This window comes from Sphingopyxis sp., assembly GCF_016793825.1.
Classification (GTDB): Bacteria; Pseudomonadota; Alphaproteobacteria; order Sphingomonadales; family Sphingomonadaceae; genus Sphingopyxis.
The window spans coordinates 1-13,405 of record NZ_JAEULM010000002.1; the positions used below are offsets into that span (position 1 = coordinate 1).

Genomic DNA, 13,405 nt, shown 5'->3' on the forward strand with positions numbered 1-13,405 from the left:
CGCGCGCCTCCGGTCGGGCTACGCCCGCCCTCCGCCGCACGCAGCGCAAGGCCATCTTCAACAAACCAGCATCATATTATCCGAAAAGGGGGTCCCTCTTCGACGCCGATCGGGGGTCCCTTTTGAACGCCGTTTGACACCCCGCGACCTCACCATCACCCCAACCGGCAGCGTTGACGAGATTCGCCGGGATCGACGCATTGACGCTGTCGGTCTCGATCGTACGGATCAGGTTGCCGCTTGCATCATATTCATATTGCAGCACCTGCGACACACCGCCCTTCGTCGCGGGCGGGCTCATCAGCTGCACAAGCTGCTTCTTGTTGTCGTACCAGAGCCGCGTGACCTGATCGTTGGGACCGGTCACGCTCGCGACGTTCACGCCATAGCCGATGCGGGTAACCCGCACGTCGCCTGCGGCCACAATCTGCGTCAGGGTCGTGACGCGGCCCGATGCGTCATAGGCGATGGCAAGGCTGGACCCATCGGTCTGGGTGATCGATGCAACGCGCTTGCTCGACCCGTCATAGGTGTATGTGGTGACATAGGTCCTGCCATCGGCGACGCTGTTGTCCTCGGGACTGAGATCGACCGTCACCTGGACCAACCGGTTCTGCCCGTCATAGGCATAGCGCGTGCGCGTCAGCGTCTTGGGCGTGCCACTCGCAAGATCGGTATAACCGGTAACGATCTGGCTGACATTCTCGCCCGACCAGATATAGTCCTGATACTCACCATTGCTGGTGGTCGCGCGCGACAGCCGCCAGCTGCCATTGTGCATGTGATAGCTGAACGAAAGACTATTCCCGTCGGTATCAGTGGTGTTGATCAGCACACCGCCAATGTCATAGACTTCGCTCGCCTGCGTATCGCCGTCGGTCCAGATCCAGTGACCGACGTTGACGATCTTGTCGTGTGCACCCGCGCCATCGGTCGCGCGATAATAGCCGAGGCCCACATCATAAGTGTAAGTGATGACCGATCCGTCCTCGCCGACCCGATCCACCGTCGCACCCGCGGTGTTCGCCACCCCGGTCCAGTTCGCAAGCCGCCGCTGCGATCCGAAGCGCCACTGGTCGCCATTGTCGTCGCTGACCTGTGCCAGGCTATTGTAGGTCCGTGATACCGCCGAATCCGGCCCGCGTCCGACCAGAAAGTCATCCTGCTGCGTAATCAGCAGATTGCCCGTCGCCGCATTGACCGACACGCCCTCGCCGCTGCGCCCCTGCACCGCAGAACCCAGCACGCCCGAGCCGCCCAGCGTCGCACCCGAACCCCGCGCAAAACCCGCTCCCGAACCCACGAATATCGATACCATCGAAACACCCCGAACATGCTTGCAGCAGGGCGGATCAATCAAAAGCCAACTCCACTCGCCGGCTCCATCCGCCCCTCAAAGTGTCATTCCGACGAAAAAGAATATTGTTTAGCTCAATCCAAAAACTCGGCTCAGAAAATGAACGCAACTCCCGCGCATCGGCTAGGATGGCGTCAATGACTTCCGAAAAGAAAATCGCCAACTTATGAAGGCTCGGGAGGAACTTGCCGCGGCCCATCTGAACGAACGCGGAGAAGCGAGCGCCGACCCTTTCGGCTGTCCTCATAACAAGTTTCGTGCCAACTCTGGCACGGCACACCCCAACTAAATCACGCTTTTCTGCGGAAGTGTTGGCGCGCCCGGCAGGATTCGAACCTGCGACCACCCGCTTAGAAGGCGGGTGCTCTATCCAGCTGAGCTACGGGCGCATGCACAAGGCTGTGGGCAGCGCGAATAGCGCGGTTTGCGAATGCTGCAAAGCGCGTTAAGCAGCGATCGCAATGTCCGACATCCCACCCCCGTCCGATCGGCCGACGCATGTCAGCGCGTCCGCCGTCCGCCACTTTCGCTACTACGACCTGATCATGGCCGCCTTCGTCGCGATCCTGTTGCTCAGCAACATCATCGGCGCGTCGAAGCCCAGCTATATTGTCCTGCCTAGCGGTGAGCATTGGGCCTTCGGTGCGGGCGTACTGTTCTTTCCGATCAGCTATATCATCGGCGACGTCCTGACCGAGGTCTATGGCTATGCGCGCGCGCGGCGCGTCATCTGGACCGGCTTCGCGGCTCTCGCCTTCATGGCGTTCATGGCGTGGGTGGTCGTGTTGCTGCCACCCGCGGAAGGGTGGCCGGGGCAGGAAAGCTATGAATTTGTGTTCGGCAACAGTTGGCGGATCGTCATCGCGTCGATGACCGCCTTCTGCGTCGGTGAGTTCGCCAACTCATATGTCCTGGCGCGGATGAAACTGTGGACCGGCGGACGGATGCTGTGGATGCGCACGATCGGATCGACGGTGGTCGGCCAGGGTCTCGACAGCCTGATCTTCTATCCGCTCGCCTTCTATGGATTGGCCGGATGGCCGCCCGAACAGTTGATGCAGGTCGTTCTGTCGCAATGGGCGATCAAGACCGGGTGGGAAGCCGCGCTGACCCCTGCAACCTATGTGGTGGTGGGCGCGTTGAAACGGCGCGAAGGTGTCGACGTGTTCGACGAAGATACCGATTTCAACCCGTTCGGCGCCAAGGTTTGACCCTTCATGACTTTGATCGAATTGGCTTCGTTGTTCGAGGCCCGAAAAGTCTCGGTCATCGACGCCACCGGCCTCGATAAGGACGCCCTGCATATCTATTTCGGACTGGCGCTCTTTCTGTCGGTCCGCATGATCTGGCGCTGGCGCGGCGGTTGGTTTGCGGCCTGGCTCGCGGTGCTGGCGATGGCCTGCGGCGGCGAGTGGCTCGACATGGCGGCCGAATTCAGCAACGCCGCGATCCAGCCCGACGCGGCGCACTGGCACGATATCTGGAATACGATGTTCTGGCCGACGGTTCTGCTGTTGGTCGGACGATGGCTCCAACCGGGAAGGACGATCGCCGACGAGGCGATCGAAAAGATTTCAGGCAAGAACGCCGAGTGCCGCCTCGAACAGGCGTAGTCCGTCGGTGCCGCCGTGCGCGCGGTCGATCGCCCGCTCGGGATGCGGCATCATGCCCAGAACGTTTCCGGCGCCGTTGAGTACGCCGGCGATGGCGCGCGCCGATCCATTCACGCTGTCGGCATAACGGAACGCGACACGCCCTTCCCCCTCGATCCGGTCGAGCGTGTCGGCGTCGGCGAAATAATTGCCGTCATGATGCGCGACCGGGATGCTGATCCTCTCGTCGGCCGCATAGCCCGCGGTGAAGAGCGACTGGCTGTTCTCCACGGTCAGCGGCACGCTGCGGCAGACGAAATTGAGCCCCGCATTGCGCATCAGCGCGCCGGGCAGAAGCTGGGCCTCGGTCAACACCTGAAAGCCGTTGCACACCCCAAGGACCGGTACCCCGCGACCCGCCGCATCGGCTACCGCGCGCAGGATCGGTGAGCGCGCCGCCATCGCGCCCGAACGAAGATAATCGCCATAGGAAAAGCCGCCGGGCAGCGCGATGAAGTCGACGCCGTCGGGCAGCACGGTCTCGCGGTGCCAGACCATCGCGGGCGCCCTGCCCGTGACCTGTTCGAGCGCGACAGCCATGTCGCGGTCGCAGTTGGAGCCGGGAAAGACGATGACGGCGGTCTTCATGGCTCTGTCTCCCTGGGTTACGCGCGTTCGATGCGGTAGTTTTCGATCACGGTATTCGCGAGCAGCTTTGCGCACATCGCGTCGAGATCGGCATCGCTCGTGCCATCGGCAACGTCGAGTTCGATGAAGCGCCCGGCGCGAACGTCGGCGACGCCGTCGAACCCCAACCCTTCGAGCGCATGGTGGATAGCCTTGCCCTGCGGGTCGAGAACGCCCGGCTTGAGCGTCACATAGACATTCACTTTCATCGGGGCGGACCTTTTGCGCTGGGCGCCGGAAAACCGGCGAAGAGGATGGGCGCGCCTATGCCCGCGAATCACTTTTCGGGCAAGGCCCGGCGCGCCGAAAATGCCGCTCTTCAGATTGCGAACCAGTCGCATCTTTCCAGTTGCGAATCCCTCGCACTATCCCTAAATCAACCTTGTTGAGAGGGATTCGCACATGGTCGTCTGTGTCTGCAACGCAATAAGAGAACGCGATCTTCGCGATGTCGCGAAGGGCGGCCAATTGCGGTGTGCCAAGGCCGCCTATGCGCAATTGGGTCGCAAACCCAAGTGCGGCCAGTGCCTGTCATTCGCTCGCAATATCATCAGCGACGTCGCCGCGACCGCCTGATTTTTCTCGGATTTCCGCCATTTTTGACCTTGGCCTGAGGGGCCTGGGGCCTGTATAATGCGCGCGACATATTTCCAGAGAAAACGACAGGACAGACCATCATGAAGGGCGACGAAAAAGTCATCGACTATCTGAACGAGGCTCTCAAGAACGAGCTGACCGCGATCAACCAATATTGGCTGCACTACCGCATGCTCGACAATTGGGGCGTTGCACGCCTCGCGCATTTCGAGCGCGAAGAGTCGATCGACGAGATGAAGCACGCCGACAAGCTCGCGGATCGCATTCTCTTCCTTGGGGGCCTGCCGAACTTCCAGTTGCTGGGTCGCCTGCGCGTCGGTGAAACCGTCGAGGAAATCCTGAAAGCCGATCTCGCGATCGAGGAAGAGGCAATTCCGCTGCTCCGCGACGCCATCGCGCATAGCGAAAGCGTGCGTGACTATGTCAGCCGCGACCTGTTCTCCGACATCCTCGAAAGCGAGGAGCACCATGTCGACGAACTCGAAAAGCAGTTCGAGATGATCGAGCGCATGGGAATCGAGAATTACATCCAGCTCCAGTCGAAGCCGGTCAGCGAAGATTGACGATGGAGTCGAAGGCGGAGGGGGGCTTCGTCCACGGCCTAAACCGCTGAATTCAGGGGCACCTTCGGGTGCCTCTTTTTTTGCTTGTATTTGCGAATAATTCGCAATAGCACAGTCAGGCAGTCCCCTCCTGCCGGCCGCTGCACCTTCTAGCTGCACCAAAGCGGCCGGCATCTTTTTCAGGCCCCGGAGCGGGATATGCGCGAGAAGGCTGGCACGGGCGAGCCGATGTGGGAGGCTTCATGCAGAGCAGCGAACTCGTCCGCCGATTCACCGAGCAGCCGCTGGTTCGCGACTTGCCGGTCGACGCGGCGCAGGCGATCCTCGCGCTCAGATACTGCATTCTTTGCCGCCGCAGCGAACGCGACCCGATGCCCGAACTCGAACGGCGATGGGGCAATATCCTCGCGGCGCGGCGTTATCGCCTGGTGGTCGAGGCGATCGGCCATGTCTGGCCGGACCCTTTTGCGGTCGCACCGCCCTGCTGCCCGCGGGTCAGCTTCGACGAGGCGCTGCTCGCCGCCATGGTCCGCGCCGCAAGCGCCGGCGACCGCGTCCATTTCGATTGCCTGACCGCCGAGATGCTGGGAAGCGACGCACGCGCCATGCTGTTCACCGCGATCGAGAATTTCGTGCGGGCGCGGGCGCCGGGGCGCGTCGGCGGGCTCTGAACGCGCTTATCCGGTCACGCCGGACGTGATCCGGAATACGCCATGCGGTCGCTGCGCGACGAAAACGCCGGCTACTTCCCCGCCTTGTCGCTGACCGCCTTGATCACCAGCGCCTTGTCGTCGACAAGGTAACGCTTGGCCAGCGTCTGCAACTGGGCGGCGGTCACGCCTTCGACGATGGCCAGGCTCTTGCGGCTGCGGTCGAGCCGATCGGCCCGGCTCGTCGCTTCGGCGACATAGGGCAACCAATAGCTGTTCTCGCGGCGCGCCTTGGTCATCGCCTCGATCAGCGGCTTGCGGGCGCGATCGATCAGGTCGGCATCGACGGGCGCATCGCGCAGTTCCTTCGCGATGGCGAAGATCGCGCTGCGCGTCGTCGCAATATCCTTGAAATCGACATTGCTCGCCGCGAACAGGTGGCCATAGCCCGGAAATTCGTCAGACAGGCTGGCGCCCGCGCCGGGGCTGTAACTTTCGCCCAGCTTCTCGCGCAATTCCTCGGTCAGCTTGAGCTGCATCACCCGGGACAACAGGTTGAGCTGCATCGCCTCGGTCAGGTCGCTGTCATCGCGCGCCGGCCAATAGACGCGCACCTCGGCCTGCTCGGCCGGACCCTTGTGGATCAGCGTCCGCTCGCTGCGGTTGGTGGCGTAGGCGCGGATACGCGCCGCATCGCGCGGGTCGAACGCCGCACGGCGCTCGGGCAGCGCCCCGAAGGTCGCGGCAATCGCGTCGATCGCGGCCTGCTCGTCGATATCGCCGACGACGCCGATCTCGATGGCGCCATGTTCGAAACTGTCGGTGATCGCGGGTTTGAGCTGGGCCCAGTCGAGCGCCATCATCTTTTCGAGCGGCGGCGTCTGCGTGCGCGGGTCGTCGTTCGCAAGGATACCGCCGGCATCGCGGCCCAGCACGGCGGCCGGCGTCGCGTCGTTGGCGGCATATTGCTGCGGCAGTGCACGGCGCAGCAGCGCCAGACCGTCGGCGCGATACCCCGGATGGGTCAGATAGGCCGCCATCAGCTTTGCCTGCAGCGCAAAATCCTCGGGCGAGGTCAACGCGCTACCGCCGAACGCATCGGTTCCCGACCCCAAGACCGGACTGACCGTCTTGCCCGCGAGGATGGTTCGCAAATCGTCGAAGCTGTGCGCCTCGAGCCCACCCACCAGAAGCGATCCGGCAAGCGCGACGCGCGTCGGATCCTCCCGCGTCGCGAGGAGATTGCCGCCATCGACGCGCAGCGACAGATAGACGCGATCCTTCTGGAAATCGGTGGTCTTGATATTCAGCATTACATTGTTTGCGAAACGGATGCGGCGGATGCCGAGATCGTCGATCCGGGTATCGCTGACGATCTTTCCGGGCGTCCCGAAATTGTCATAAGCGAAGGCCGCGCTTTGCGCTTGCGTCGGTGCGGCGACGGCAACCTGCTGCGACGCCTTGAGTGCCGCCAGGATTGCATCGGTGCCACCCTCGATCGGCGCCTTCGCGGTAACGCGCGCGGTCGGCGCGCCAAAGCCCTCCATCCGTTTACGGAAGGCGGCCGTGACCGCCGCCGCATCGAGACCGGGCGCTGCCGCCTCGAACAGGGCTTGCCCGGTTTCGGGGCGGGTAAACACGTAATCGCCGTCGGCAGCATCGACCAACGCATCGGCCAGGCTGTCGCTTCGCCGCGTTGTCACACCCGAAACGGCGTTCTTGAACGCCGTCCGGCGGTTCGCGATCTGCTCGTCGACCTCCGCCTGCGTGAAGCCATGTTCGACGGCGCGGCGCGTTTCCTGTTCGACCAGCGCGAGCGCAGCCTTCCAGGCCCCCTCTTTTGCGACAGCGCCGACGGTGATCTGGTCGAAGACCTTCCAGCCCTCGGCGTCGCTGAAATAGCCTGCAAGGATCGGCGAATCCTCCTGAAGCGCGACCTTCGCCAGGCGGCGACCGACGATCGCCTCGCCGACCTCCTCGGCAAGATTTCGCGCGCGCTTCGCTTTCGTATCGGGCTCGATCACCCACGGCTTGAAGGCGGCAATGGTCACCGAATCCTGAATCGCCGGATCGATGAAATCGTCGGCCGCCGCGGAACGCTTGTAATCGAGATTGCCGATATCGGGATCGGCGCCGGCGGGGCCGCGACCTTTCCAGTCGCCGAACCGTGCCTTGATCTTCGCCTCGATGGCCGCCGGGTCAAAATCTCCCACCATCACCAGCGTCGCGCGCTCGGGCCGATAATAACGATCGTAAAGATCGCGGAGGCGCGATGCCGGTGCGGTCTTGATCACCTCTTCCGTACCGACGGGAATGCGGCTCGCGACCTTCATTCCCTGCATCTGGAAGTCGAGCTGATCGATCAGGCTGCGGAGCTGGTAGGTATCGCGCGCCCGGCGCTCGGACAGGATGATGCCGCGTTCGCGATCGACCGCCGCGGGGTCGATCGTCAACTCGCCGGCGGTTTCGCGCATCAGCATCAGCCCGGTGTCGATCAGGTCGTCCGATGCGTTCGGCAGATCGAGCTTGTACACGGTCTGGTCGAATCCGGTCGACGCATTGGTATCGGCGCCAAAGGCCAACCCCTTGCGTTCCAGCAGCTTGACCATCTCTCCCTCAGGCACGTGGGTCGAACCGTTGAACGCCATATGCTCCAGGAAATGCGCGAGGCCGCGCTGGTCGTCGGCTTCGGCGAAGCTTCCGACATCGAACCGCATCCTCAGGATCACGCTGTCCTTCGGCGTGCTGTTCTTCAGCAGCGCATATTTCATCCCGTTGGGCAGGATACCGAAGACGATGTTCGGATCGACCGCCACGTCGCTGGCGGCGAAGTTCCAGGCTTTGGCCGCGTCGGATTGCGGATTCACCGGCGCGGTGGCGGCGGGCTTCGCGACTTCCCTGGCAAGGGCCGGCACCGAGCAGACGGCAAGGAGAGCAAGGGACGACAGCACGATCGAAGCGCGCCGGAACAGCTTGGTTTTCATGGGAAAGGGTTTGGCGACCGCCCTGCGGACCGTCAAGCCGCAGGCAATCTATCCCGCAAGGCTTTCGACAGACGACATGCCGGCGCGATCAACGGCCTTCGCCGCATAAAGCGCGCGGTCGGCCGTTTCGAACAATTTTCGGCTCGTGGTGCCGGACTTGGGCCATGTCGCAACGCCGATGCTGGCGCCAACCCGGATCAGCCGCCCTTCGATGCGATGGGGTGCGGCGAGCGCCGCAAGAATGTGGTCGGCAAGCGAGGTCGACAAAAGCGGCGACCCCGGCGGCGCGAGGATCGCGAATTCGTCACCCCCCTGCCGCGCGACCATCGCGTTAGGGCCGCACGCACGCACCAGCCGGCCGGCAATCGCGCAAAGCAGCGCGTCGCCCGCGGCATGGCCGTGACGGTCGTTGACCGGCTTGAAGCCGTCGAGGTCGAGCAGCGCGATGACAAAGACCGTGTCGCCGTCGGCCTTCGCGATCTCCTCGTCGAGCCTCAGATCGAAGGCGCGGCGGTTCGGCAGGCCCGTCAGCGCATCGCTGTGCGCCAGCTCGCGCATCTGGCGCTGGAGCTGGAGCAGGTCGACCAACTGGCCATGCTGTTGAATCACCATGCGCAGCAGGAACAGCGTGGCCAGAACCAGGCTTGCGCCAGCGGCAAATTCGGCCGCGATGCCCGACGTCAGCATCAGCAACGAAATCGGGACCAGCCCGATCCCCAGATTGACGAACGTCGCAAAGCGGATCGACGACAGGCAATAGGCGGTCGCAAGCGATCCCATGGCCATGATCATTGCATAATAGCTGTGCGAAGCGGGCGGAGCGGCGATCCAGTTGACGACGGTCCACAGGCTGCACATCGCGCCCATCACGCCCGATAACAGGGTCGCTTCGACGATCATGCGCCGCGCGCGCCGCGGGCTCATCCGGCGGCCGCGATTGTGCAGCAGGAACAGGAAACCGCCTATGCCGACGACCGCCAGGATGACGGGAAAGCCGATGCGCACGACCGGATGAACGCCAGCGGCGCCCGCATAGATGGCGGTCGGCGTAGTCGCCGCCAGCAGCAGAAAAAGCGCAGGCGTCAGCGTCTCGATACGTTGCGCGCGGATCATCGCGACATCGTCGCGAATGTCTTTCGGCACCGGCGGGAACACCCGCGTGCGCAACCAGTGATAGACCCCCGTCATGACGTGGGGCTAGCAAAGTACCGTAAATCAAGGCTTAAGGATATGCCGGGCGCGGACGCCCCGATCCGTCAGCTCTTTTTCTTGCGATGGCTTTCGAGGTCCAGAACGGCATTGTCGCCGCCTTCGGGAAGCAGGCCGAGCCGGCGCGCGACTTCCTGATAGGCTTCGACCTCGCCGCCAAGGTCGCGGCGGAAGCGATCCTTGTCGAGCTTTTCCCCCGACACCATGTCCCACAGACGACAGCCATCGGGGCTGATCTCGTCGGCCAGGATGATCCGGCTGAAATCGCCTTCGTAAAGCCGGCCGAACTCCAGCTTGAAGTCGACCAGGCGGATACCGACGGCGGCGAACATGCCCGACATGAAGTCGTTGATGCGGATCGCCATGTCCTGAATATCGTGAAGCTCGTCCTGGCTGCACCAGTTGAAACAGGCGATATGCTCTTCGGCGACCAGCGGATCGCCCAGCGCGTCATCCTTGTAGCAATATTCGATCAGCGTGCGGGGAAGCTGCGTCCCCTCTTCGATCCCGAGGCGCTTCGACAACGTACCCGCAGCGACATTGCGCACGATCACTTCGATCGGCACGATCTCCACCTGCCGGATCAGCTGCTCGCGCATGTTCAGCCGGCGGATGAAGTGCGTCGGAACGCCGATATTGCCGAGCAGCGTGAAGACATGCTCCGAAATCCGGTTGTTGAGCACGCCCTTGCCATTGATCGTGCCGCGCTTCTGCGCATTGAACGCCGTCGCGTCGTCCTTGAAATATTGGATCAGCGTGCCGGGTTCAGGACCCTCGTAAAGAATCTTCGCTTTGCCTTCGTAGATCTGGCGGCGACGGGCCATGGGCGCTTACTTTCTGTCGGGACCAAATGAATGACCCCGGCAACTAGCGACTCAGAATGAGGCGCGGCGCCGGGGCGATGCGGCGGCCTATAGCGGCAAAGCGAGGGCGCGTCATCCCCGGCATCGCAAGCAATCCTTCCGGCCGCGAAGCGGCCGCGACGCGGGGACGCGACGCGCGGGCGGCAAGGTGGATGACGCAACGCCGCCCCTCCGTCGCCGCCTCGATCCCCACGCCCGCGCACGGAGGCTATCTTTACGCTTACGTAAACTAGAGCTTGCCTTCGCACCCGTCGCTTGCGACCATGGCCGTAACGGCAAGGAGAGTTAAGATGAGCTTCGACCAGATTCGCCTCGACAAGCATGAGGGTATCGCGCTGCTGACATTGCACCGGCCCGATCGGATGAACGCCTTTACCGCCGAAATGATGGCCGAGATCATCGCCGCGCTCGACGACTGCGACGCCGACGACAGCGTTCGGGCGGTGATCTTCACCGGATCGGGCGAGAAGGCCTATTGCGCGGGCGCGGACCTGGGATCGGGCGCATCGACGTTCGACTATGACAAACGCAGCGACAAGCTCGCCCAGTTGCCCGACGGCCTCTCGAAAAGCCCCGTCGCCGACGACGGCACGATCAACTGGTCGCACCCGCTGGTGCAGGACGGCGGCGGGCGCGTCTCGATGCGCATCTTCGCTTCGAAAAAGCCGGTGCTCGGCGCCATCAACGGCGCGGCGGTCGGGATCGGCGCGACGATGACCCTGCCGATGGACGCCCGCCTCGCCAGCGAGACGGCACGCTATGGCTTCGTCTTCGCGCGTCGCGGCATCGTGCCCGAAGCGGCGTCGAGCTGGTTCCTCCCCCGCCTCGTCGGCATCGCGAACGCGGTCGATCTTTGTTATTCGGGGCGGTTGATCTCCGCCGCCGAAGCGCATGAAAAAGGCCTCGTTCAGTCGGTTCACGCACCGGGCGCACTGATCGACGCGGCGATCGCGAAGGCGCACGAGATGACCGCCGACAGCGCCCCCGTCTCGGTCGCGCTGACGCGCCACATGCTCTGGCGGATGATGGGCGCACCGCATCCGATCCACGCGCACCGCTGGGACAGCCGCGTGATCTTCTCGCGCGGACGGAGCCCCGATGCCGCCGAGGGAGTGACAAGCTTTCTGGAGAAGCGCCCGCCCAATTTCACCGCGAGCGTCGCGAACGACTATCCCTGGTTCGAGGAATTCGAAGACACCCCACCCTATAGCTGAGCGGCCGGAGCCCGGGCGCTGACCCTAGACCGCGTCATATCTCCGCCGCCCGCGCGCCGCGGTCATGCGGTGCGAATTCGTCAGCTTGAGGTCGTGGGTGCGTACCGATGCGACGCTGTGCCAATCCGCCGTCACCTTTTCAGGTGTCAGCGCGACGGTCGCGTAGCCACGATCCCGCGTGTTCGCCCAGCGCAGTTGCGGTGACGAGGCGCGGAGCGCAGAAACCCGCGTGTCGTCGGAAATGCCCGGCGTATAGGCCTCGAAACCCGGCGAGGTGATGCTCTGCCCCGCGACCTCGATCCCCGCGGGCCGGCCGTCGTGCGTGAGGTCGAACGCCCAGGCGTTGTGGCTGTCGCCCGACAAGGTGACCAGATCGGCGTCGGCACGCTGGGCGGCAGCGAGCAACCGGTCGCGCGCCGCCGGATAGCCGTCCCAGCTATCCATGTTGAGCGGCAGCCCCGCCTTGGCGGCCAACTGCGCGACCTCGACACGGCGCTTTACATAATCGGGCTGATCGGCGCCGAACCAGGTCCGCGATTCGGGCGGGGTGAACAGCGACCCCATCACGATCTGCTGCGCGCAGACCTGCCAGCGCGTTCCCGCCTTCACCGAATCGGCAAAGCCGCCGAACAGCCATTGTTCCTGGTCGGCACCCATCAACTGGCGTGCGGGGTCGCGATAGTCGGTTTCGGCGAACTGCCGGAGCGTCGCCGCGACGTCGCTTTTCCCCTTCAATATGTCGCCAAGCTCGAAGGGCTTGTCGCGCGCGGTAACGCGGGTTTCGGGGAGGAAGATCGTCGCCAGATCGCCAACCTCATATTGCCGCCAGCGCGTGTCGGCGACCGGCATCCACTCGCCGTGCGCTCGTTCCGCCGCCGCTGCGCGGTCGATCCAGCGACCCTCGCCCTCCTCCTCATTATGATTCTCGGCACCGCCCTTCCAGACGTCGTTCGCAAACTCATGATCGTCCCACTGCGCGATCATCGGAAAAAGCTGATGCAGCCGCTGCAAATCGGGGTCGGCGCGGTACGAGGCGTAGCGCAGCCGATAGTCGGCAAGGGCGATGATCTCGGTCGTTGGCTGAACCAGCCGCCCGGGGACGGCATCCTTGACCGTGGGATAATCGCCGGCCTTATATTCATACAGGTAATCGCCGACGTGGACGCACAGGTCGATGTCGCCGCGCGCCGCCGCATGGCCATATGCGTTGAACCAGCCGAAAGGCATGTTGGCGCACGAAAAAAGCGCAAGATTGAACGCGCCGGTCGGACCCTGCGGCAAAGTGCGCGTGCGCCCGACCGGCGACCGCGTGCCGTCGGGCGCGACAAAGCGATAGTAATACCAGCGCCCGGGCTGCAGGCCCTCGACCGCGAACTTCGCCGTATGGTCCTTGTCGCCCGTTGCCGTCACATTGCCTCCGCCAACAACGCGCGCGAAATCGGATGTTTCGGATAATTCGACGGTCAGCCGCGTGTCCGAGGGGGCGGCATAGCGCGTCCAGAGCAGGATGCTGTTCGGCCCCGGCTCGCCGCTTGCGACGCCGTGGGTAAAGCCCTGCGCCGCCATCGCCTTTGCCGCCCCCGGCAGCGCGAGCGCCGCCAGCCCCGCGGTGCCGAGCTTGATAAGCACGCGGCGATCAAGTTCGCCCCAGAGCTGGTGCATGGCATTCCTCCCTTTCGCCGGATCTTT

Annotated in this window: 13 protein-coding genes and 1 tRNA gene; 6 read left to right on the forward strand and 8 right to left on the reverse strand. The window is 63.8% G+C overall.

Annotation, left to right across the window (positions count from 1 at the left end):
- Positions 1-76 precede the first annotated feature (76 nt).
- Both JNM03_RS00020 and JNM03_RS00025 read right to left on the reverse strand, forming a co-directional pair.
- Positions 77-1,318: a DUF6531 domain-containing protein gene (locus tag JNM03_RS00020; RefSeq protein ID WP_294033405.1), complete on the reverse strand. Its 1,242-nt coding sequence runs from the start codon at positions 1,316-1,318 to the stop codon at positions 77-79.
- 351 nt (positions 1,319-1,669) lie between these two features.
- Positions 1,670-1,746, reverse strand: a tRNA-Arg gene (locus JNM03_RS00025).
- 72 nt (positions 1,747-1,818) lie between these two features.
- On the opposite strand from JNM03_RS00025, the gene JNM03_RS00030 reads away from it, so the two are divergent.
- On the forward strand, positions 1,819-2,568 hold the full coding sequence (locus tag JNM03_RS00030) for a queuosine precursor transporter (protein WP_294033406.1): 750 nt from the start codon (positions 1,819-1,821) through the stop codon (positions 2,566-2,568).
- 6 nt (positions 2,569-2,574) lie between these two features.
- Positions 2,575-2,970 (forward strand): hypothetical protein, encoded by a 396-nt coding sequence (locus tag JNM03_RS00035; RefSeq protein WP_294033408.1) that lies wholly within the window; start codon positions 2,575-2,577, stop codon positions 2,968-2,970.
- Here JNM03_RS00035 and purQ read toward each other — a convergent pair.
- Together purQ and purS are read right to left on the reverse strand one after the other, a co-directional pair.
- Positions 2,932-3,597 carry a phosphoribosylformylglycinamidine synthase subunit PurQ gene (gene purQ / locus JNM03_RS00040; protein WP_294033410.1) on the reverse strand — a complete coding sequence of 222 codons (666 nt, stop codon included), beginning with the start codon at positions 3,595-3,597 and terminating at the stop codon, positions 2,932-2,934. The genes JNM03_RS00035 and purQ overlap by 39 nt on opposite strands.
- 17 nt (positions 3,598-3,614) lie before the next feature.
- Positions 3,615-3,845 (reverse strand): phosphoribosylformylglycinamidine synthase subunit PurS, encoded by a 231-nt coding sequence (purS, locus tag JNM03_RS00045; protein WP_294033411.1) that lies wholly within the window; start codon positions 3,843-3,845, stop codon positions 3,615-3,617.
- A gap of 193 nt (positions 3,846-4,038) precedes the next feature.
- On the opposite strand from purS, the gene JNM03_RS00050 reads away from it, so the two are divergent.
- The 3 genes from JNM03_RS00050 (at position 4,039) to JNM03_RS00060 (ending at position 5,467) form a co-directional block, all read left to right on the forward strand.
- A complete protein-coding gene (locus tag JNM03_RS00050; RefSeq protein WP_294033413.1) occupies positions 4,039-4,212 on the forward strand; it encodes a (2Fe-2S)-binding protein in 174 nt (57 codons plus the stop codon).
- Between the two features lie 101 nt (positions 4,213-4,313).
- A complete protein-coding gene (bfr, locus tag JNM03_RS00055) occupies positions 4,314-4,796 on the forward strand; it encodes a bacterioferritin (protein WP_294033415.1) in 483 nt (160 codons plus the stop codon).
- A gap of 242 nt (positions 4,797-5,038) precedes the next feature.
- Positions 5,039-5,467, forward strand: a complete 429-nt coding sequence (locus JNM03_RS00060) for an addiction module antidote protein (RefSeq protein WP_294033417.1) — start codon at positions 5,039-5,041, stop codon at positions 5,465-5,467.
- A gap of 71 nt (positions 5,468-5,538) precedes the next feature.
- Here the strand turns inward: JNM03_RS00060 and JNM03_RS00065 are convergent, their stop codons facing one another.
- The 3 genes from JNM03_RS00065 to purC all read right to left on the reverse strand — a co-directional run bounded on the left by JNM03_RS00065 (position 5,539) and on the right by purC (position 10,463).
- Positions 5,539-8,430 carry a pitrilysin family protein gene (locus tag JNM03_RS00065; protein ID WP_294033419.1) on the reverse strand — a complete coding sequence of 964 codons (2,892 nt, stop codon included), beginning with the start codon at positions 8,428-8,430 and terminating at the stop codon, positions 5,539-5,541.
- Positions 8,431-8,478: 48 nt separating this feature from the next.
- Positions 8,479-9,618, reverse strand: coding sequence for a diguanylate cyclase (locus JNM03_RS00070; RefSeq protein ID WP_294033421.1), 1,140 nt, complete (start codon positions 9,616-9,618; stop codon positions 8,479-8,481).
- A gap of 68 nt (positions 9,619-9,686) precedes the next feature.
- Positions 9,687-10,463 carry a phosphoribosylaminoimidazolesuccinocarboxamide synthase gene (purC, locus tag JNM03_RS00075; RefSeq protein ID WP_294033422.1) on the reverse strand — a complete coding sequence of 259 codons (777 nt, stop codon included), beginning with the start codon at positions 10,461-10,463 and terminating at the stop codon, positions 9,687-9,689.
- 329 nt (positions 10,464-10,792) lie between these two features.
- On the opposite strand from purC, the gene JNM03_RS00080 reads away from it, so the two are divergent.
- Positions 10,793-11,716: a crotonase/enoyl-CoA hydratase family protein gene (locus JNM03_RS00080; RefSeq protein ID WP_294033424.1), complete on the forward strand. Its 924-nt coding sequence runs from the start codon at positions 10,793-10,795 to the stop codon at positions 11,714-11,716.
- 24 nt (positions 11,717-11,740) lie between these two features.
- Here JNM03_RS00080 and JNM03_RS00085 read toward each other — a convergent pair whose 3' ends face one another.
- The gene (locus JNM03_RS00085; RefSeq protein WP_294033425.1) at positions 11,741-13,378 is read right to left on the reverse strand and encodes an alkaline phosphatase; all 1,638 of its coding nucleotides are present in this window, start codon (positions 13,376-13,378) and stop codon (positions 11,741-11,743) included.
- Positions 13,379-13,405 lie beyond the last annotated feature (27 nt).

What these genes read in the sequence shown, in the direction of transcription:
- bfr (WP_294033415.1), top strand. Translation starts at nt 4,314, where the DNA reads ATGAAGGGCGACGAAAAAGTCATCGACTATCTGAACGAGGCTCTCAAG.
- purQ (WP_294033410.1), bottom strand. Translation starts at nt 3,597, where the DNA reads ATGAAGACCGCCGTCATCGTCTTTCCCGGCTCCAACTGCGACCGCGAC.
- JNM03_RS00080 (WP_294033424.1), top strand. Translation starts at nt 10,793, where the DNA reads ATGAGCTTCGACCAGATTCGCCTCGACAAGCATGAGGGTATCGCGCTG.
- JNM03_RS00030 (WP_294033406.1), top strand. Translation starts at nt 1,819, where the DNA reads ATGTCCGACATCCCACCCCCGTCCGATCGGCCGACGCATGTCAGCGCG.
- JNM03_RS00070 (WP_294033421.1), bottom strand. Translation starts at nt 9,618, where the DNA reads ATGACGGGGGTCTATCACTGGTTGCGCACGCGGGTGTTCCCGCCGGTG.
- JNM03_RS00060 (WP_294033417.1), top strand. Translation starts at nt 5,039, where the DNA reads ATGCAGAGCAGCGAACTCGTCCGCCGATTCACCGAGCAGCCGCTGGTT.
- JNM03_RS00020 (WP_294033405.1), bottom strand. Translation starts at nt 1,318, where the DNA reads ATGGTATCGATATTCGTGGGTTCGGGAGCGGGTTTTGCGCGGGGTTCG.
- purS (WP_294033411.1), bottom strand. Translation starts at nt 3,845, where the DNA reads ATGAAAGTGAATGTCTATGTGACGCTCAAGCCGGGCGTTCTCGACCCG.
- JNM03_RS00050 (WP_294033413.1), top strand. Translation starts at nt 4,039, where the DNA reads ATGGTCGTCTGTGTCTGCAACGCAATAAGAGAACGCGATCTTCGCGAT.
- JNM03_RS00085 (WP_294033425.1), bottom strand. Translation starts at nt 13,378, where the DNA reads ATGCACCAGCTCTGGGGCGAACTTGATCGCCGCGTGCTTATCAAGCTC.
- JNM03_RS00035 (WP_294033408.1), top strand. Translation starts at nt 2,575, where the DNA reads ATGACTTTGATCGAATTGGCTTCGTTGTTCGAGGCCCGAAAAGTCTCG.
- purC (WP_294033422.1), bottom strand. Translation starts at nt 10,463, where the DNA reads ATGGCCCGTCGCCGCCAGATCTACGAAGGCAAAGCGAAGATTCTTTAC.
- JNM03_RS00065 (WP_294033419.1), bottom strand. Translation starts at nt 8,430, where the DNA reads ATGAAAACCAAGCTGTTCCGGCGCGCTTCGATCGTGCTGTCGTCCCTT.